Annotated in this window: 20 protein-coding genes; 5 read left to right on the top strand and 15 right to left on the bottom strand. The window is 66.7% G+C overall.

Annotated features, from left to right (window positions below):
- Positions 1 to 307 precede the first annotated feature (307 nt).
- The 12 genes from flgL to ACVKN3_RS11490 form a co-directional block, all read right to left on the bottom strand.
- Positions 308 to 1,504 carry a flagellar hook-associated protein FlgL gene (gene flgL / locus ACVKN3_RS11545; protein ID WP_354517252.1) on the bottom strand — a complete coding sequence of 399 codons (1,197 nt, stop codon included), beginning with the start codon at positions 1,502 to 1,504 and terminating at the stop codon, positions 308 to 310.
- Positions 1,504 to 3,375: a flagellar hook-associated protein FlgK gene (gene flgK, locus ACVKN3_RS11540; RefSeq protein ID WP_354517254.1), complete on the bottom strand. Its 1,872-nt coding sequence runs from the start codon at positions 3,373 to 3,375 to the stop codon at positions 1,504 to 1,506. The genes flgL and flgK overlap by 1 nt, the downstream gene beginning before the upstream one ends.
- A 15-nt stretch (positions 3,376 to 3,390) precedes the next feature.
- Complete coding sequence (gene flgJ, locus ACVKN3_RS11535) at positions 3,391 to 4,398, bottom strand: flagellar assembly peptidoglycan hydrolase FlgJ (protein WP_354517256.1); 1,008 nt, start codon at positions 4,396 to 4,398, stop codon at positions 3,391 to 3,393.
- A gap of 1 nt (position 4,399) precedes the next feature.
- Positions 4,400 to 5,524: a flagellar basal body P-ring protein FlgI gene (locus ACVKN3_RS11530; RefSeq protein ID WP_285406193.1), complete on the bottom strand. Its 1,125-nt coding sequence runs from the start codon at positions 5,522 to 5,524 to the stop codon at positions 4,400 to 4,402.
- Entirely contained in the window at positions 5,524 to 6,204 is a 681-nt protein-coding gene (gene flgH / locus ACVKN3_RS11525; protein WP_354517259.1) for a flagellar basal body L-ring protein FlgH, read from the bottom strand. The genes ACVKN3_RS11530 and flgH overlap by 1 nt, the downstream gene beginning before the upstream one ends.
- An 8-nt stretch (positions 6,205 to 6,212) precedes the next feature.
- The gene (gene flgG / locus ACVKN3_RS11520) at positions 6,213 to 6,998 is read right to left on the bottom strand and encodes a flagellar basal-body rod protein FlgG (RefSeq protein ID WP_036137032.1); all 786 of its coding nucleotides are present in this window, start codon (positions 6,996 to 6,998) and stop codon (positions 6,213 to 6,215) included.
- 62 nt (positions 6,999 to 7,060) lie between these two features.
- Positions 7,061 to 7,801 (bottom strand): flagellar basal-body rod protein FlgF, encoded by a 741-nt coding sequence (gene flgF / locus ACVKN3_RS11515; protein WP_036137034.1) that lies wholly within the window; start codon positions 7,799 to 7,801, stop codon positions 7,061 to 7,063.
- A gap of 15 nt (positions 7,802 to 7,816) precedes the next feature.
- Positions 7,817 to 9,040 (bottom strand): flagellar hook protein FlgE, encoded by a 1,224-nt coding sequence (gene flgE, locus ACVKN3_RS11510; protein WP_354517262.1) that lies wholly within the window; start codon positions 9,038 to 9,040, stop codon positions 7,817 to 7,819.
- A 21-nt stretch (positions 9,041 to 9,061) separates the two neighbouring features.
- A complete protein-coding gene (locus tag ACVKN3_RS11505; RefSeq protein ID WP_354517264.1) occupies positions 9,062 to 9,733 on the bottom strand; it encodes a flagellar hook assembly protein FlgD in 672 nt (223 codons plus the stop codon).
- A gap of 11 nt (positions 9,734 to 9,744) precedes the next feature.
- Positions 9,745 to 10,158 carry a flagellar basal body rod protein FlgC gene (gene flgC, locus ACVKN3_RS11500; RefSeq protein WP_036137042.1) on the bottom strand — a complete coding sequence of 138 codons (414 nt, stop codon included), beginning with the start codon at positions 10,156 to 10,158 and terminating at the stop codon, positions 9,745 to 9,747.
- Positions 10,155 to 10,574 (bottom strand): flagellar basal body rod protein FlgB, encoded by a 420-nt coding sequence (gene flgB / locus ACVKN3_RS11495; protein WP_285406206.1) that lies wholly within the window; start codon positions 10,572 to 10,574, stop codon positions 10,155 to 10,157. The genes flgC and flgB overlap by 4 nt, the downstream gene beginning before the upstream one ends.
- A gap of 170 nt (positions 10,575 to 10,744) precedes the next feature.
- On the bottom strand, positions 10,745 to 11,662 hold the full coding sequence (locus ACVKN3_RS11490) for a chemotaxis protein (protein ID WP_285406208.1): 918 nt from the start codon (positions 11,660 to 11,662) through the stop codon (positions 10,745 to 10,747).
- A 1,000-nt stretch (positions 11,663 to 12,662) separates the two neighbouring features.
- Here ACVKN3_RS11490 and ACVKN3_RS11485 point away from each other — a divergent pair.
- The 5 genes from ACVKN3_RS11485 to ACVKN3_RS11465 all read left to right on the top strand — a co-directional run bounded on the left by ACVKN3_RS11485 (position 12,663) and on the right by ACVKN3_RS11465 (position 16,852).
- Positions 12,663 to 13,973 carry a methyl-accepting chemotaxis protein gene (locus ACVKN3_RS11485; protein WP_036137050.1) on the top strand — a complete coding sequence of 437 codons (1,311 nt, stop codon included), beginning with the start codon at positions 12,663 to 12,665 and terminating at the stop codon, positions 13,971 to 13,973.
- Positions 13,970 to 14,671 carry a flagellar basal body P-ring formation chaperone FlgA gene (flgA, locus tag ACVKN3_RS11480; RefSeq protein ID WP_354517267.1) on the top strand — a complete coding sequence of 234 codons (702 nt, stop codon included), beginning with the start codon at positions 13,970 to 13,972 and terminating at the stop codon, positions 14,669 to 14,671. Before ACVKN3_RS11485 ends, flgA begins: the two co-directional genes overlap by 4 nt.
- A 102-nt stretch (positions 14,672 to 14,773) precedes the next feature.
- Complete coding sequence (flgM, locus tag ACVKN3_RS11475; protein ID WP_354517269.1) at positions 14,774 to 15,085, top strand: flagellar biosynthesis anti-sigma factor FlgM; 312 nt, start codon at positions 14,774 to 14,776, stop codon at positions 15,083 to 15,085.
- Positions 15,082 to 15,525: a flagella synthesis protein FlgN gene (locus ACVKN3_RS11470; protein ID WP_354517271.1), complete on the top strand. Its 444-nt coding sequence runs from the start codon at positions 15,082 to 15,084 to the stop codon at positions 15,523 to 15,525. Before flgM ends, ACVKN3_RS11470 begins: the two co-directional genes overlap by 4 nt.
- A 52-nt stretch (positions 15,526 to 15,577) precedes the next feature.
- Positions 15,578 to 16,852 carry an EAL and HDOD domain-containing protein gene (locus ACVKN3_RS11465; protein ID WP_285407009.1) on the top strand — a complete coding sequence of 425 codons (1,275 nt, stop codon included), beginning with the start codon at positions 15,578 to 15,580 and terminating at the stop codon, positions 16,850 to 16,852.
- A gap of 8 nt (positions 16,853 to 16,860) precedes the next feature.
- Here ACVKN3_RS11465 and ACVKN3_RS11460 read toward each other — a convergent pair whose 3' ends face one another.
- From ACVKN3_RS11460 to ACVKN3_RS11450, 3 genes are read right to left on the bottom strand one after another with little or no spacing between them, the layout of a single operon-like run.
- Positions 16,861 to 17,271, bottom strand: coding sequence for an MAPEG family protein (locus ACVKN3_RS11460; RefSeq protein ID WP_354517274.1), 411 nt, complete (start codon positions 17,269 to 17,271; stop codon positions 16,861 to 16,863).
- 16 nt (positions 17,272 to 17,287) lie between these two features.
- Positions 17,288 to 18,349 (bottom strand): TMEM43 family protein, encoded by a 1,062-nt coding sequence (locus tag ACVKN3_RS11455; protein WP_354517276.1) that lies wholly within the window; start codon positions 18,347 to 18,349, stop codon positions 17,288 to 17,290.
- Entirely contained in the window at positions 18,328 to 19,224 is an 897-nt protein-coding gene (locus ACVKN3_RS11450) for an MBL fold metallo-hydrolase (RefSeq protein ID WP_354517278.1), read from the bottom strand. Before ACVKN3_RS11450 ends, ACVKN3_RS11455 begins: the two co-directional genes overlap by 22 nt.

The raw sequence follows: 19,224 nt of genomic DNA, 5'->3' as shown, positions 1-19,224 counted from the left end.
ATAGATCCTTTTTTAAGCGGAACCGAAATGCCGGAGGTTGTGCGGCGTAGTCCGGCGGGGTTCCGTGAAGGAAGCCTTCCGCCTCAGAGAGGTTTACGGCACGCCGGGAGGAAACTTGAGAGCTTTTTCTACCTGTCAACTACTTTCTTGCTGTGGAGCCCGCCTGCGGTGACGCCCAGGCTCCGTCAGTCAATTTATCGGCAGCACCCCAAAAGGGTTTAGGACCGATCGACTGAAACCTTGTAAGTGGAATCGGCAGGCCACCCTGCCTCGACGCATACGCACGGTTTTACGAATGAACGATCGACTACTTCAGGTAATTGAACAGCGAGAGGTTCTGCATCTTCACGTAGGCCTGCTGGGCGGCATCCAGCGCCGTCTGCTGCTGCGTGTACTTGCTGGCGGCGCTGGCGTAGTCCAGGTCGTTCAGGTCCGAAAGCGTGCTGTCGTAGGAAAGCTTCACGTCCGAGCCGATGTCCGACTGCTGGTCCAGCGTGTTCATGCGCGCACCGATGCGGGTACGCGTGTTCATGAAATTGGTGGCGGCCTGGTCGAGGTTCTGCAGCTGCCCGTTGACCTGGTTGTTCATCCCCGCGCCGCCGCCCGGCGCCTCGAACGCCTGGATGATGCCCGCGATGGTGGAGAAGACGTCCTGCGAGGAGGACGGACCCACACTGAAGGAGTCGCCCGCCGCGGGCGTGCCCGTGACGTTGAGCTGCGCGCCCTTGAAGTTGATCGTGCCGACATCGCCCGTATACGTGCCCGTGGACAACGCCGGCCCGGTCGGGTTGGTGGCGTCATGCACTTCATATGTGGTGGCCGACGTGAAGTTGACCGAGTACTGGCCGCCGTCCCACTGAGTGGCATCGGTGACCGACGTGGAGCCGACCACCGCCGTGCCCGTATTCGCAGCCGCGGCCGAAGTCACGAAGGTGCCGTTGCCGCCGCGGATCGCCATGAACACGTCGTCGCCGCTGTCGCCTGTGGCGACCTGCAGGCCGGCGGCCGCGGCCACCATGCGTTGGGACTGGTCGCCGCCGTAGCTGACCGACAGGCCGTCGATCGTAAAAGGCTGCGTCGTGGTGCGGCTGCCGGCAAAGACGTATTCGCCCTGCCCGTCTTTCGTATTGCCCAGCGCCACGAGCTGGTTGAGCGTCTGCCGTAGTTCGGTGGCGATCGACTGCCGCGACTGGTCGGTCTGCGTGCCGTTGACGCCCTGCAGGGTGAGGGTGCGCACGCGATCGAGGATGTTACCGGCGGACGACAGCGTGCTTTCTTCCGTCGACAGCCGCGTGGTCGCCGCATTGATGTTGCGCGTGTACTGGTCGTTCTGTGCGCTGGCCGAACTGATGTCCACGGAGCGCGCGGCAGCGGCCGGGTTGTCGGCCGGTGACTGGATGGCCTTGCCGTTGCCCAGCGCAAGCTGCGTCTGGGACAGCTGGTATTGACGATCCAGCATGCTGTTGACGGACTGCTGGGCACCCCATGAGGTCGAAATACGCATCAGTTTCTCACCGCGCTCAGGAGGGACTGGAAAATGGTGTTCGCCGTGGTGATCACCTGGGCGGACGCGGAATAGGCCTGTTGGAAACGCAGCAGGTTGGCGGCTTCCTCGTCCATGTTGACGCCGGACAGGCTCTGCTGCGACGCGGTGGCCTGGTCGAGGATGCTCTGCTGTGCGGACAACGCCGTGTTGGCCTGCGAACCGGCCGTACCCACCTGCGCGATCAGCTGGCTGTACGACTTGCCCACCGTGGTCACGCCGTTGTCGAGGATGCCCTTGTTGGCAACATTCGCCAGCGCCAGCGCATTGCCGTTGTCGCCGCTGGCCGTACCGGCCGGCTTCACCGTAAACGTGTCGTTAGCGGCGGGCACGCCGGAAAGCTTTAGCGTCCAGCCGTTGCCAGTGATGGTGTCGCCAGAGGCGTAAGTCTGCGCGGCACCGCCGTTGACGGTATACGTGGTGGGCGACGTGAACACGATGCTGGCCGGGGTGTTGAACGCCGGATTGGAGACATCGGTGACGGTGAGGTTGCCCAGCGTCGCCTTGCCCGTGTTGGACGAACCCTTGAGGGCGGAAAGTGGGCCGGATGCGGCGATCTTGCTGGTATCGCTGATGGCCACGCTCATCGACGCCGCAGCATTGCGGGTCGGCTGGACCTGGAAGGAATCACCCGCCACCGCACCCGCGCCGACCACCATCGACAAGCCACCCACCTTGAACGGGTCCGTGGACGAGCCTGTGCCGGTCATCGGTACCGTGACGCCGGCCGTGGTCGATGCCGTCCACTGGGCACCATCGAAACGCATCACGTAGTCGGAGGCATCGAGTTTGGATAGATCGGTAACGGTCGCCGTGATCGACCCGGTGCCCTTGTTCGTCGTGCTGTTGAACACCGCCGGATTGGCGATGTTGAAGAAGTTGCCACCGGCGGCGCCGTTGAGGTCGATGCCCTGCGCGTGCTGCTGGTTGAAGGCGTCGGTCATGGCGATGGCGGTCCGACCGAGCTGGTTGCGCGCGGGATCGAGGACGTTGGTGCGGAAGTCGAACGTGGCACCCAGCGAGCCCGAGCCCAGCTGGCTGCTGATCACCGCGCCGCCGGGACCGGTGACTTCCAGTCGCGAGGAATCGTAGGCGTTGGCCGCCGTCGCCAGTTTGGCGGAGTCGGTGCCGTTGACCAGCGACAGCCCGTTGCCCACCGTCACGGTGACCATGTGGTTGTCGTTCTGGGTAACGTTGACGCCCACCAGCTGCGACAGCTGGGAAATGGCCTGGTCGCGCGCGTCGAGCAGGTCGTTCGGTACCGCGCCGCCGGCGTAGCCCTGCTGGATCTGGCCATTGAGGCCGGCGATGCTCTTGGTCAACGCGTTGATCGAATCCACCGCGTTGCTTATCTGCGTGTTGGTCTGCTGGTCGATCTGCTGGAACTGCGAGGACAACGACCGGAACGTGGACACCAGCGTGCTGGCCTTGCCGAGCAGCGCCTGCCGGCTGGCGGTATCCACCGGCGCGTTGGCGACGTCACTGACCGCGCCGAAGAAACCGTCCAGCGCCGTCTGCAGGTTGGCCGAGCCGCTGACCACGTTGTTTACCGAGGCCGTCAGCGTGGCGTACTGGGACGCACGCGACTGGCCCGAGTTGGCCGACCACATGGACTGGGTGAGGAACTGGCTGTAGGCGCGCTGCACGCTGACCGCATCCGCGCCCTGGCCGACGTAGAAGCCGCCGTTGTATTCGGGTGTGCGTGCATTGAACGACGTCGTCTGCCGCGTGTAACCCGCGGTGTTGACGTTGCTGATGTTGTGTCCGACGGTGGACAGACCCACTTGCGAGGCAAGCAGCCCTGAAACACCTGTGGAGAGCAGATCGGCCATCGTTGCATTCCTTCCTTACAGTTCGGCGGCGATGTGTTCGAGGGCGGCCAGCGCCTGCTTCATCACCGGACCGTTGGCAATGGCAGCAAGCTTCTGCGCGTAGCTGGGATCGGTGGCGTAACCGCCATCGACCAGCGCCTTGGCGAACCCCTTGACGTCATCACCGCGGCCCACCGCGTCCGCATAGCGTGGGCTGTTCGCGACCATGTCGGCGTAGTCCTTGAACGAATCCGACGGTGAGTCGTAGGCGCGGAAGCTGTCCTTCTTGCGCACCGCCACACCGTTTTCGTATTCGAGGGTAGGCACGTTGACGCGCTTGCCGTCCCAGCTGCTGCCGGCCTTGATGCCGAACATGTTGAAGCTGGTGGTGCTGCCCTGCGCGGGCATGTGCTTGCCCCAGCCGGTTTCCAGCGCCGCCTGGGCGAGCAGCGCGCGCACCGACACCCCGAGCTTCTTCGCCGCCTCGATGGCATGCGGCGCCAGCTTCTGCACGAATTCCTCCGGCGAACCGATGGTCAGCTTGCCCACCGCGCTGGCCACGGCACTGGCGCCGTCACCCACCGCCTTGCCGGCGTTGCCCAGGATGCGCTCGAGGGAGTTCATCAACCCGCTGTCCTGATCGGACTTGGACGACACGGCGTCGGCCGTGCTGGCCGCGCCGGTGACGCCGGCGAACAGGGCGTTGTCGGTGGAGCCGCCCTGGGCCGACTGTGCGCCGCCGAGTTGACGGATCAGCATGTCGGCGATACCGATGCCCTTGCCCTGCGACAAGGTGACCGACAGCTGCTTGTCGAACATGTCGCGGTAGGCATTGCCAGCCTGCGAGCCCATGATGTCGTCGCCCATCGCCGAACTGGCGTCGCGCATGGACTTCAGCATCATCTGGGTGAAGATCGATTCGAACTGCTTCGCCACGACCGGCAGTGCGGACGACTGGTCTTTCTGCGCGGCCGAACGCAGCCCCGCGAACCCGGACATATCCGTGTAGGTGCCAAGTTTCAGGTTGTCGACCGCGGTTACCATGTCAGATCACCACCAGCTCGGCATGCAGGGCACCGGATTCCTTGAGTGCCTGCAGGATGGAAATGAGGTCGCTCGGCGACGCGCCGACCTGGTTGACGGCCCGAACGATGGCGTCGAGGCTGGTGCCCGGACCGAACTTGAACATGTGCCCGCCGTCTTCGCTGACGGCCACCTGGCTGCTCGGCACCACGGCCGTCTGGCCGCGGCTGAACGCGCCCGGCTGACTGACCTGCGGCTGCTCGCTGATGGTCACCTGGATGGAGCCATGGGCCACGGCTGCGGCGCCCACCTTCACGTCGGAACCGATCACCACCGTACCGGTGCGCGAGTTGATGATGATCCGCGCCGGCGCGTCGCCCGGGGTCACTTCCAGTGACTGGATGGTGGACAACCAGGCCACGCGCTGCGAGGGATCGATCGGCGCGCGCACGGCGACAGAGCCGGAATCCATGGCGTTGGCGGTGCCGGCGCCGAAGTTCTGGTTGACCGCCTGGGCGATGCGCGCCGCGGTGGTGAAGTCGGCCGTGTTGAGGTTGAGCATGAGGTCGCCGCCCTTGTCGAACGACGAGGCCACGCTGCGCTCGATGCTGGCGCCGCCCGGGATGCGGCCGCTGGAAGAAATGTTGACCTGGACGCTGGAGCCGCTCTTGCCCTGGGCGCTGACACCACCAACGATGACACTGCCCTGCGCGATGGCATAGACCTGGCCGTCGGCGCCCTTGAGCGGCGACATCAGCAGCTGGCCGCCGCGAATGCTCTTGGCGTTGGCGATGGAGGCCACGGTGACGTCGATGCGCTGGCCCGGCTTGGCGAACGGCGGCAGGTCGGCCGTGATGGTGACCGCCGCGGCGTTCTTCAGCTGCGGACGCACGTTGGCTGGCACGTTGACGCCGAACTGCTGCAGCATGTTTTCCAGGCTTTGCGTGGTAAAGGGCGCCTGGCTGGTCTGGTCGCCGCTGCCGTCCAGGCCCACCACCAGGCCGTAGCCGATCAGCTGGTTGCTGCGCACGCCGCCGACCTGCACCAGGTCGCGGATGCGATCGGCGTGGGCGGGCAGCACGGCGCCCAGCGCGAGCACGATGGCAGCGCTGCGTACGAGGGTGAGGAAGCGCGGCAGGGCCTTCATCAGAACGGCATCCACTTGGAATCGAAGAACCGCGACAGCCAGCCGCGCGTGTTCGAGTCGGCCAGCGTGCCCTTGCCCACGTATTCGATGCGGGCGTCGGCCACGCGACTGGAAGCGACGATGTTGTCGTTGCCGATGTCCTGCGGGCGCACGATGCCGGAGATGCGCACCAGTTCCTCGCCCTGGTTGATCGTCAGCCATTTCTCACCGCGCACCACCAGCGCGCCGTTGGACAGGCGCTGCGCCACGGTAACGGTGATCTCGCCGGTGAGCTGGTTGCTCTGCTCGCTGGAACCGTCGCCGGTGAAGGCGTTGTTGCTGGCCAGCGAACTGTCGGCCGTGTTGCCACCGATGCGCAGGCCCTGGCCCAGCAGGGTGGGCGAGGTGATGGTGTTGCCGTTCTTCTTGCTGGTATTGGTCTTGGCCTTCTTGCTGGCCTGGGTGGATTCCACCAGCGTGATGGTCAGGATGTCGCCGATGCGATGCGCACGCGGGTCGGCGAAGAGTTCCATCGACTGCTGGTCGGCATAGATCGAGCCCGTGGCGCGCGGCTGCGCGGTCGGGTCTTCCGGCAGCGTGGCGGTGTACATCGGCCGCGGCGTGGGCGGCACGATGGCGCAGCCACCCAGGAGGGCCAGCGGCAGCGCGGCAGAGAAAACGCGGGCGAAGGTGCGATTCATGACGTGTCTCAGGTCTTGTTCGTGATGGTCTGGAGCATCTGATCGGATGCGGTGATCGCCTTCGAATTCATCTCGTAGGCGCGCTGTGTCTCGATCATGTTCACCATCTCCTCGACGACGTTGACGTTCGAGGTTTCGAGACTGTTCTGGTTGAGCGTGCCCAGGCCATTGAGGCCAGCGGTGCCGGTCTGCGGCGCACCGCTGGACGCGGTTTCCACGTAGAGGTTGTCGCCCTTGGGCTGGAGGCCGGCGGGGTTGACGAAGTCGGCCAGCTGGATCGTGCCGATGTTCTGCGCGGCGGCCGAGCCCTGCACGGTGACGCTCACGGTGCCGTCGGTGCCGATGGTCACGGTGGAGGCATTGGCGGGAATAGTGATGGACGGCTCCAGCGGGTAACCGTCGTTGGTGACCATCTGGCCGTCCTGGTCGCGCTTGAGCGAGCCATCACGGGTGTAGCCGACCGTGCCGTCGGGCAAGGTCACCTGGAGGAAGCCGCGGCCGTCGATGCGCACGTCCAGCGGGTTGTCGGTCTGCTGCACGCCGCCCTGCTCGAACATCTTCTGGGTGCCCACCACGCGCACACCAGTGCCGATCATGAAGCCCGTGGGCGACTGCGTCTGCTCGGTGGTCTGGGCGCCGGCCTGTCCACGGTTCTGATAGGACAGGTCTTCGAACTCGGCGCGGGCGCGCTTGAAGCCCGTGGTGTTGGTGTTGGCCAGGTTGTTGGAGACGACGTCCATCTTCGTCTGCTGAGCGTCGAGGCCGGTCTTGGCGATCCAGAGGGACGTGAACATCGTTGACTCCTGCGCGTTGGCGCTCTACATACCGGTGACGGTTTTGCGTCGCCTGGTGGGGGTTAACCCACCTGTAGCAATTTCGATGCCGACTGGGCGTTTTCGTCCGCCGTCTTGATCGATCGGACCTGCATTTCGAATTCGCGGGACAGGGAAATCATCTTCACCAGCACGTCGGAGGGGTTGACGTTGCTGGATTCCAGGGTGCCGTTGACCACCTTGACGTTGGCGTCGGCCGGCGCCTGGGAGCCGTCTTTCATGTGCATCAGGCCGTCGCTGGCATAGGTCAGCTGGTCGTTGCCCGGGTTGACCAGCTTGATCCGGTCCGTGGTGGCCACCGTGGCCGGGCTTTCACCCAGCGGCACGACGGAAATCGTGCCGTCCGAGCCGATCTTCACGCTGGTGGACTGCGGGATGGTGATCGGGCCGCCGCCGCCGAGGACGGCATTGCCGCGCATGTCCGTCAACAATCCGTCGGCGTCCACGCGGAGGTTGCCCGCCCGCGTGTAGCCTTCAGTGCCGTCCGGGGTCTGCACGGCGATCCAGCCGTCGCCCTGCACCGAGATGTCGAGGTCGTTGCCGGTGTGCATCTGCTGGCCGGCCGTGGTGTCCCAGCCCGTGCCCTGGGCGACGCCGTTGATCCGCGTCTGCAGGCCGTCGCCCTTCACGGGCATGCTCTGGAACGCCGACAGCTCGGCCTTGAAGCCGGCCGTGTTGGCATTGGCCAGGTTGTGCGCCACTTCGGCCTGGGCCCGCATGATCTGCGAGGCCCCGGTCATGGCGACATAGACGGAACGATCCATGGCTTAGGCCCCCGCTTAGTTGCGGATGTTGATGATGGTCTGAGTCAACGTGTTGTCGGTCGAGATGACCTGGGCGTTGGCCTGGTAGTTGCGCTGCGCCTTGATCATGTTGACCAGCTGGGCGGTGAGGTCGGCCGTGTTGGACGCCTCGAGCGAGCCGGCCTGCACCGAGCCCACGTCACCGGAGCCCGCCACGCCGCGGATCGGCTGGCCGGAATCGACCGAGGCCACCCAGTTGGTGTCGTTCTGCTGGCGCAGGCCCTGGTTGTTGGCGAACGTGGCGATGGCCAGCTGGCCCATCGGCGTGGACACGCCGTTGGTGTAGACCGCCGAGACCGTGCCGTCCTTGGACACGTCGATCTTGGAGAACTTGCCGGCGGCGAAGCCGTCGTTGGTGATCGCCGAGGTGGAGTACGAGCTGCCGAACTGGGTGACCTTGGTCATGTCGACCGACAGGTTGATCGGCGCCGCGCCGGCGTTGGGCGTGGCCGCACCGAAGTTCAGCTTGCCGTTGGCCGGCGTGGTCAGCGAACCGCCCGAGCTGAAGGTCAACGGCTGCGCGGTACCGACCTGGGTGCCGTCCAGGGTCATGTAGGCGTTCCACGAGTTGGGCGTGGTCGCGTCCTTGACGTAATAGACGTTGGTGGTATGCGTCGCGCCCAGCGAGTCGTACGACTGGAAGGTCGACACATAGTTGTAGCTCTGGTCGTTCGTGGGATCGAAGGCAGCGGTCTTGACCGTGTCCGACGAGGACAGGTTGGCCGTCAGGCCCACGGTGCCGGATGCCTTGGCCGCGCTGGTACCCGTGGTGATCTTCAGGTCCTTCAGGGCACTGATGTCGAAGCCGCCGGTGGCGGTCGGCGGGTAGACCTGCAGGTTCTGGCCGGTGGCGTTGACGATGTTGCCGTTGTCGTCCGGATGGAAGTTGCCCGCGCGCGAGTACGAGTAGCCGGAGGCATCGCGCAGCGTGAAGAAGCCCGCGCCACTCAGGGCGAAATCGTACGAGTTGCCGGTCTGGGTGACATTGCCGTCGCCGAACTGCTGGGCGATGTTGGTCAGGCGAACGCCGCTGCCGGCCGCGGTGGCGGAGAGGTTTTCACCGGCCACCGAGTAGACCTGCGAGAACTCGGCGCGCGAGCCCTTGTAGCCGACGGTGTTGACGTTGGCGATGTTGTTGGCGGTGACTTCCAGGTCGGAAGACGCCGCGTTGATGCCGCTGAGGGCGATATCGAAAGGCATGGTGGGTATTCCTTGCTGGAGTTACAGGATTTGTGCGATCTGGCTGAGCAGGGCACCGCCGTAGCCGGCCACCTGCACGTAGGTACCGTCGGTGCCCGAAGCGCCGACGCCTTCCACCTTTCCGCGAACGAAGGTATTGATCGCGGTGCCGCCGGAAGTGGCGGACATCTGGTACACGCCGTCGGCCAGCTGCGTGCCGTCGTCGGATTTGCCGTCCCAGGCGAAGGTCTGCAGGCCGGCATCCGGCTGCCCCATCGGGATGTTGCGCACCACGTTGCCGGAGGCGTCCTTGATCTGGACGTTCACGTAGGTGCCGGAGCTGCCCACGTTGACCGCGCCGCTCATGGCGCTTCCCTCGAGCTTGGCCGCCGTGGAGGGCACCAGCGCATCCTTGCCGACCAGCGACGCCGCACGGACGAACTGGTCGCCGGTGAGGTTGGTGGACAGCGAATCGAACGAGCCCTGCAACTGCTGCGTGGCGGCCACCTGCGAGAACTGCGCCATCTGCGCGACCATCTGCGTGGAATCCATCGGCTTGGTCGGGTCCTGGTTGGTCATCTGGGTGACCATCAGCTTCAGGAAATCCGACTGGTTGAGGGTCTGCTCCTTCAGCTGGCTGGACGAGGACGCGGCGGAGGTGGACGCGGTCGAGGACGACGACGTGGAGGCAGTACCGGTAAGGGAATCGACCATGGGAGGGTGCCTTATTTGCCGAGGTCCAGCGTCTTCTGCATGAGCTGCTTGGCGCTGTTCATGACTTCGACGTTGTTCTGGTAGGAGCGCGACGCGGAGATCATGTTGACCAGCTCGTCGACCGGGTTGACGTTGCTTGAATAGACATAGCCGTTGGCGTCCGCGAGCGGATTGGCCGGCTCGTAGCGCGACTGCACGGGAGCCTGGCTTTCGGTGACGCCGAGCGTGCGCACGCCGCCGTTTTCCGTCTGCCCGTCCACCTGCTGCTGCACGGCGGCAAACGTGGGTTGCTTCGCGCGGTACGCGGTGGCCTCGCTGCCCGACAGGCTGTCGGCGTTGGCCATGTTGCTGGCGGTGGTATTGAGCCGGGCGGACTGGGCGGCCATGCCCGAACCGGCCACATCGAAGATCTTCAGCAGGCTCATGAGGCGGTCCCGGTGATGGCGAGGCGCATGGTGTGGATCTGCGCGTTGATGAAGCTGAGCGACGCCTGGTAATGGATGGCGTTGGCGGCGAACTGCGCCTGCTCGACCTGGGTGTCGACGGTGTTGCCGTCCATGGACGGCTGCGTCTCGGCGCGATAGGCCATCTTGTTGGCTTCGCCCAGCGCCACGGCGGGGTTGCCGCCGATGTGGCCGGACTCGGTCGCCGTCATCGGCAGCGTGGTGCCGTCGGTGGCACCCGTGGCGGCGCTCATGGCCTTCTTGAAGTCGAGGTCGCGAGCGAGGAAGCCCGGCGTATCGGCGTTGGCGAGGTTGGAGGAAATGACCTCGGCACGGCGCTGCCACAGGCCAAGGGCCTGGGCGTGTACGCCGAACAGCTTGTCGGATGAATCGATCATGGGCTTTCCCCTCGGTGATCCTGGCCCGAGGGGTTGAGCAAGACGCGTGCCACGCGGCAGGCTTCACGAAAAACGGCGCCGTAGCGCCGTTTTCGGGGTGATGCAGGGGAGCGACCAAGGGCTGCGCCGGAATTCCGACGCGGCGCGATGGCCTCCGTGTCAGGTCAACGTCAGGCCGGGAGCAGTTCCAGTACCGCCGTGGCCAGCACGTCCGGCTGGAACTTGGCGATGAAGCGGTCGGCACCCACGCGCTCGACCATCGCCTCGTTGAATACGCCGCTGAGCGAGCTGTGCAGCAGGACCTTGTAATGGCGCAGGCCCGGCTCCTCGCGGATGGCGCGGGTGAGCGCGTAACCGTCCATGAGCGGCATCTCGATGTCCGACACGACCAGCGCGACACGATCGGCCGCCGGGCCGGCCGCCAGCTCGCGCAGTTTCTCCAGGCCTTCCTTGCCGTCCTTCGCCACCACGCATTCCAGGTCCATCTTGCGGAACAGGTCGACGATCTGGGTGCGGGCGACCAGGGAATCGTCCACCACCAGCACGCGGCGGCTGCCGACCTGCTGTACGTGGGCGGCCTGCTGGACGCGTTCCGAGAGCTCCACGGCGCGAGGGTCCACGCTGGCCAGCACCTGCTCTACATCGACCACGGCAAGCAGGTCGCCGTCGAGGCGGGTCACCGCGTTCACCCGCGCCCCATAGCCCAGGGCCGGCGGCGGCGCGGCCATGTTCGAGCCGTCGATATGAACGATGCGATCCACGTCGGAGACGAGGAAGCCCTGCACGGAACGGTTGAACTCCGTGACGATCAGGTGCGCACTGGCGACGTCGGCCAGCGGCGGGTAGCCCATGGCCGCGGCCAGGTCGACCACCGGAATGGTCTGGCCGCGGTAGTCGAAGCTGCCCGAAACCAGCTCGTGCATGCTGGGCATGCGCTCCAGACGCGGGCGGCGCAGTACCTCGCGCACCTTGAACACGTTGATGCCGAACGCCTGGCGGTCGCCCAGGCGGAACAGCAGCATGGCCACGCGGTTGTGTCCGGCCAGGCGGGTAAAGGTTTCGACGGTGTCGAGCAGCGGGCGGGCCATGTCGTGCCTGGGCTTGCGAAAGGGGGTGTCGCGGAGCGTATCGGCGGCGGGGCGGTTTGCTTGAGCCGTGTGGGGCTTTGGAGCGAGAGCCTTGGCGTCTTGGAGCAGGAGCATGCTGGCTTCGGACAAGAGCCGGCGGGTAGCCCCCTCGGGGCCACGCCTGCGGCGACCCGTCAAGGAAGGGCCGCTCCGCGGCCGTATATCGATTGCCCTACGGGCCGGGTCGGGCTCCGAACGGGGATTTTCGATTCGCCATCCATGGCTCAGCGAAAATGGCCGGCCGTCCTGGCCGGCCCCGCTACGCGGCCTTGTCCGTTCGAACCCCTCGCCTGCGGCTACCGGCCCCGAGGGGGCTACCCGCCGGCTCTTCCCCAGACTGAGGCAGGTTGTTACGCGAGCGACCGCAGACGTGCAGGGTGTGGCGTCGCCGCTTCGTTGGCTTTTCGCGCACATCGTGCGCTCCTACCCCAGGGGTAGTGCCGGTTGTGGCATATGCAACGCCTGATCTGCCGTCCGGGTAGGAGCGCACGCACGTGCGCGAACCCTCAACGTATCTAAGGCGACCGATGCCATGCGCAACAGGCAGGCGAGCGTTCCCAGCAACGAAGCGAAACCTGGCTCTGTGCTCGCCCACACGCCACCTCAGTCGTCGAAAGAGCCGGCGGGTGCCACCCTCGGGGTCGGTAGCCGCAGGCGAGGGGTTCGAACGGACAAGGCCCGAAGGGGGCCGGCCAGGACGGCCGGCCGTTTCCGCTGAGACAGGAGGTCGAATCGGAAACCCCCGTTCGAAGCCCGACCCGGCCCGTAGGGCAATCAATAAACGGCCGCGGAGCGGCCCTTCCCTAGCGGGTCGCCGCAGGCGTGGCCCCGAGGGTGGCACCCGCCGGCTCTTGCTCCAAGACGCTAAGGGTCAAAGGTGGCACGCGGATTGCTTGGCTCAAGAACGACGGCTCCTGGACGATTACTAGGGGCGACCATCCGACCAAGCGAAAGCGAAATCATGACCCTCCTCTGGAGCCAGCACGTACGCCTCCTCGCCAACGCCGCCGCTACGGGCGACGCCGCACGAGTCAGCGCCCTCTCCGCCCAGTACCCGGCGGCCGCCAGCGCGCTCGGCGCCTTGCTCAGGCCTGCCGAGGTGCCGCGAACGCCGCCGGCCACCACCATCCAGGCGATCGAGCAGCAGGGCATGGTGCTGACCAACGCGCAGGCGCTGGGCGTCAGCCTGCAAGATCTGGTGGGCAACCTCGAGGGCGCACGCGACACCGCCGGTCGATTGACGGAGGCCAGCGCCAGGATTTCGACGGCGATCGACCACGCGCACGGCAGTGTCGCGGGCATGGCCGAGTCCGGTAACCAGGGCCAGGCCACCGCAGGCGACCTCGACGGCCAGCTGCGCCTGCTGCGTAGCGCCCTGTCGGGCATGAGCCGCAACCACGCCCAGTTCTCCGAATACTTCACGGCAATCCGCAAGCTGACCGCCGCGGTGCAGGACATCGCCCACCAGACCAACCTCGTGGCCCTCAATGCCGCCATCGAAGCGGCGCGTGCCGGTGAAGCCGGCCGCGGCTTTGCCGTCGTGGCCGACGAGGTGAAGCAGCTGGCCGAGAAGACCACGCAGGCCACCGCCGAGATCGACCAGGTTACGCAGACCGTCGGCGAGTTTTCCGGCCAGCTGGACGACGCCGTGCAGAACAGCCTGCGCCGGCTGGACCAGACCCAATCCGGTATCGCCGGGATGCAGGCCTCGCTGGGGCGCGTCGATGCCGCCGTGCGCGGTGCGCAGGGCAGCCTCGATGCCGCTCGCGAGGGCATGGGCGCACTGAACACTCGCGTCGCCGCCATCCAGACGTCGCAGACGTCGCTGGGTCGCATCGGTAACGAGGCACGTCGCCAGGCCGATGCCGGGGCGCGTGCCGCCGTGCTGGCGCATCGCCTCAGCCTCGCCCGCCTCGAGACCGATGGCGCCCTCGACGCCGCCGGACTCAGCCAGATGATCCGAGAAGCCTGCCAGGGCCTCCGCTATGCGGTGGAACTGGCGTCGCGCGACCCGGCCGGCCTCGATCGCCGCTGGCTGGATACCACGCCGCTGATGCGCTGCATCGACCAGCTCCGTGTGCGCCGCCCGGATGTATCGATCGATGGGATCCGCGGCGCCGGCGAGCGCTTCACCTCGATGGCCTCGCAGTTCGCCATCACGCTGGGCGAAGGTCGCCATGCCGACGCCAGCCACATGGTTGCCGGGCTCAACAAGGAACTGGATACCGTGATCCAGGGCCTGTCCGCTGCCCTCGCGGAGCGCGCTGCGTGATCCGTCGCGCCCTGCCCTGCGGGATCGCCCTGGCGACCCTGTGCGGCTGGCCGCTCGCCGCGGCGGCGGCGCAGTCGATCGACGCGGTGAGCCAGGCCGCGGTGACCTGGCTGCAGACCCACCGCGCGCTGCCCGGCACCCGCATGGTGCTGGAGGCCGCGCCGCTGGACAGCCGGCTGCGCCTGGCCGACTGCCCATCACCCCTGGATGCGTCCCTGCCGGGCAATCGCCCGTTGAACGCGCGCGTCAGTGTCACCGTGCGCTGCCCGATGCCGGGTGGCTGGACGGTGAGGGTGCCCGTGATGGTCAAGCTCTTCGCCCCGGTACTCGTCAGCAGCCATCCGCTGGCACGCGGCGACGGGCTGGGCGCTACCGATGTCCATACGGAAGAACGCGACGTCGCTACGCTGGCCTATGGCTATATCGCCGACCTGGAGCAGGCCGGTGGACGGGCCCTGGCGCGCCCGGTCAACGCCGGCACCGTGCTGACGCCGGGCATGCTGGCCGGCCGCCAGGCCGTACGCATCGGCGACGCCGTCAGTATGGAGGCCAGCGTCGAGGGCGTGGTCATCCGTGCCGAGGGCGTGGCCATGGGGGCCGGGGACACCGGCTCGCGGCTGAAGGTGCGCAACGCCTCGTCGGGCAAGGTGCTGGATGCCGTGGTGCGGGGCCCGGGCCTGGTCGCGGTGCTACCCTGAGCAAAAGCCCGACCGCGTCACATTTCCGACACCGCGCCAGTTAAAGTTCTCCGACGGACCGCCGATAAGGATCTTGAGGGACAACAGATCCGAGGAAAAACCATGACCAACACCATTAAGCCAGGTATTCCTAACCAGCAGCCGGCGGTGCAGCTCCGCACCCAGAACGCCGCCACGGGTTCGGCCGCCCCGACGCAGAACGCCAGCCCGGTTCGTCCGAGCGGTGACAGCGTCAGGATCACGGACTCGGCCAAGGCGCTGGATGCCGCCAGTCGCGGCGACGGCATCGACGCCAAGCGCGTCGACGAGATCCGCTCGCGTCTCGCCGAGGGCAGCTACAAGCCCGACGCCCAGGCCATCGCCAGCAAGTTTCTTGCGATGGAAGGCCAGATCGGAGGCGCCGGCAGCGCATGAGCCCGACGTCCGCCTCCGACTTCGACGTGGCGCTAGGCGCCGTCATGGGCGACCTCGCCCGTGACGTCGATGCGCTGCACGCCAGCCTGATCGATGAGCGCATGGCGCTCGACCAGGCGAACATGCCCGCGTTGGAAGTCGCCGGACGGACCAAGAGCCGCCTGCTGGACCACATCGAGAAACTCGATGTCGAGCGCCGCCAGATCAGCGACGCCGCCGGTATCGACAGCCTGCACGACCCCCGCTGGTCGCCGACCATCGAGCGCCTGCTCGAGTGCCGTCGGCTCAACGACGTCAACGGCCGCATCGTGGCACAGCGCATGGCCCATGTTCGCCAGGCCCTGGCCCTGCTGGCCGGCGATGCGCCCGGCGGCTCGACCTACGGCCCCACCGGCGCGACAAAAGTAAGACTCCGTTCCGGGATGCTGGCCCAGGCCTGACACCCCGGCACACGCGATACCGCGGGTTCACCACACGGCGTACGAGACAGTCATGGCAGCATCCCCCCAGCCGATAGCGGTGAACGACGATGGCATCCTGCCTATCGTCCGCGTGCCCATTCTGGACAAGAAGCAGTCGCTGTTCGCCTACGAGCTGATCTTCCCGCGGCCTGCCGGCACCGACATCGAGACGGCTGCCATCGCGCATACGCAGGCCACGCTCAGCGCCATCGCCGACGGCAGCCTCAAGCGCCTGGTGCGCGACAACCGCGCCTTCCTGCACATGTCGCGCTCGCTGCTGCTGGAGCATGCCGACATCCTGCGTCACAACGCGCGCCTGGGTGCCAGTATCGGCGCCGATGTGGGCAGCGACGACGCCCTGCTGACCAAGCTGCGTGAGCTGAAAAGCCACGGCTGCCTGTTCATGCTCGAGGATTTCAACCTCCCCGCCGACCCGGAACACCGTGCCGGCGTGGATGCCCTGCTGCGTATCGTCCAGTTCGCCAAGATCGCGGTGGACCACCGACACCCGGTGGCAGCGCGGGCGCACATGGACTACGTGCATGCGTTCGGCGTCAAGGTCATCGTCACCGGAGTCGACACCCACGAGAACTTCGTCGACTACGCCGAACAGGACGTCGACGGTTTCCAGGGCAAGTACCTGCTTCGTCCGGAGCGGGTGGACATGCCGCGACTGACGCCCAGCAAGCTGGGTGTGCTGCGCCTGATGGGCGCCTTGCAAGACCCGGAAAACGGCCCCGTCGAGATGGGCAAGATCGTCCGCGACGATGCCATCCTCAGCTACAAGCTGCTGGGCTGCGTCAACTCCGCCTACTTCGCCCTGCCCCGCCAGCTGAAATCGGTGGAACAGGCCGCCGTGTTCTTCGGCGTCAACCGCATGCGCAACTGGATCTTCACCATGGCCGTTTCGGGCATGGACGAGCGTCCGCCCGAGCTGCTGCGACTGGCCCTGGTGCGCGCGCACATGTGCGAAAAACTGGCCCGAAGCATCAAGCCCGAATTGCAGGAGATGGCCTTTACCGCCGGCCTGTTCTCGCTGCTGGATACCTTGATGAACGCGTCGATGGCCTATGTACTGGAGCACCTGCCCCTGGCCATCGAGATTCGCGAGGCGCTGCTGGACGGTACCGGGCCCTTTGCCACCATCCTCGACCAGGTGCGCCACTGGGAACAGGGCGAGGTGGAAAGCGAAGACGCGCTACGCGAGCAGCATGTGACCGCCATGGCCACCATGTATGTCGAGGCGACCAGCTGGGCGGATCACGTCTACGCGTTCGCGGACGGCTCGGCCACCGCCGAGGCCTGATCGCCGGCTCAGAGCGTCGCCGGCGCGATCACGTGGATGACGACGTACTGCCAGATCAGCATCGCCGCCATGGCGATAATCACCAGCAGGGTCAGCCCCGCACCGATGGCACGCCCCGCCGAGACGCCCGGGGTCTGCGAGAGCCCGATCGCATGCAGTACGCGGGCGATCACCAGCACGATGCCGAACACGTGCAACAGCATCGGCAGGGTCTGGTTGAGCTCCAGCACCAGCAGCAGGATCAAGGCCAGCGGCACGTACTCGGCGGCGTTGCCATGGGCGCGCGCCGCACACGCCACCGCGCGGTTGCCACCGTCGCCCAGGCCGATGCTGGTGCGTCGGCGCAGCCCTATCACCCGAATGGCGAGTCCCATCATCAGCAGCGCAATCAGCGCCGCATACAGTCCCGTGATACGCATGCCGTGTCTTCCTAGGTCAGTTCGGTACCGGTGAGGTTCGTTGCTGCACGCGCCAGATGGCCAGCCCCGCCCCCAGCACGGCGACGAGCAACCATACGCTGGCAGCCATCGCGTCGCCAGCCATCCACATCACACCGGCCACGGACGCGACGATGACGGCCCCGATACCGACGGCGAACAGCACGTCACGGCGCAGGCGGCTGGTGCAGGCGAGCAGCAGCGCACCCAGCGAGGCGGCAAGGAAGGCGGCCAGGCGCACCCAGGTCACGCCACCGGGCGCCTGCGGCAGCACGGGCATGACATCGAGCAGGCTGCGAACGCCTACCTGCACGTCGAACCCGGCGTCTCCCTCCCGTACCGGCGTGCCGGGGACCAGGGTGTCGCCATCGATGCGGGCCAGCACGGTCATCGATTGCACGGGCACGGCTTCCCAGGTGATGCGCAGGTCGCCCAGGCGTGGGTTATCGGGCCTGGCGCTGGTCACCAGCGCATGGCCGGCACGCTGGAAGGTGGCAGCGAAGTTGGCCGGCAGCTTCTTCTCGTCCGGCGTGACATCCACGCGACCGGGGAACGCCCGAAGGATGGGCGTGGACAGCCGGAAATGACCGAGCCTGACCTCGCCCGCCTCGAACTGGCGCCCCTGGATCGGGAAGGCGCCCGGGTTGACGTGCCCCGCGGGCTTGGCGAACGCCGAGGCGTCGATCGGGCGATCGACCCAATCCACCTCGTAGTGCGTGACGCCACCGACGGTGATCTCGCGCCACTGGTACATCTCCACATGGCGCACCAGCACAGTGGACTCGACGCGCACGTTGAAGTCAGGGTCGCGCGGTGCATCGATGATCTTCGGGACGCCGGTCACGCGGCTCAGCGCGCCGTATTGCCCTGCGGAGGGTCGCCCGTTCGCGCCCAGGTCGAGCACCGCCGGGCCACCATGGCGGGCGACGGCGGTGCCGTAATCCATGACACGCCGTTCGTTCCAGGCGATCAGACCCAGCCCGACCAGGAGCAACGCCGCACCGGCCAGCCGCGACGCCCAGGCCAAGCCGGTGTGTTTCATCGTGTGTCTGGACCGCATCCCGATTCCCGTATCGCACCCGCCTGGCTATCGACGCCGGCAAGTCTCTCCAGCATATCGGCCGCGAGGTAGCGGCCTTTATCGTCTTTTACAGGCGTGGCTGCGGCGCAGTGTTCGTCGTGAGTGAAAAACAGCTTCACCCCGCGCGCGATCTTGTCGTCGAGGAAGGCCTTCTTCTCGTCGATCAGTTTCTCGGGCCAGCGGTCGTAGCCCATCGTCACCGGCACGTGCACCCACGCCGTACCCGGGATCAGGTCGGCGCAGAAGGCCAGGCCGCCCACTTCGGCCAGCATCAGTCCCGGCGTGTGTCCTTCGGAAAACTCGAAGCGCACGGCCTCGCCCAGCGAGGTCGTAGCGCCCGGTTCCACCAGCTCGAGCCGGCCGCTCTCGTCGAGCAACCGCACGATGTCCGGAATGAACGAGGCACGATCGCGCGGATGCGGATCGATCGCACGGGCCCAGTGCGCGGCACCGACGAGGAAGCGCGCGTTGGGAAACAGCAGCCGTGCCGGCTCACCATCCGCCCAGGGCGCCAGCAGCCCGCCGGCATGATCGAAATGGAGGTGCGACAGCACCACCACGTCGATGTCCTCGTGGCGAAAGCCTGCCTCCGCCAGCGATTCCAGCAACACGTGCCGGTCTTCCATCACGCCATAACGCTCGCGCATGGCGGGCTCGAAGAACGCACCGATGCCCGTCTCGAACAACACGTTGCGGCCATCCAGCCCAGCCGCGAGCAGGCAGCGGCAAGCGAGGCGGATGCGGTTGTGCTCGTCGGGCTCGGCCCAGCGCGACCACAGCGCGCGAGGGGCGTTGCCGAACATGGCGCCGCCGTCCAGCTTCTGCGAATTGCCCATCAGCGACCACAGCTTCAT

This window comes from Luteibacter sp. PvP120, from assembly GCF_054055715.1.
The sequence above is the reverse complement of the archived record's forward strand: the minus strand, read 5'-3'. Positions and strand labels throughout refer to the sequence as shown.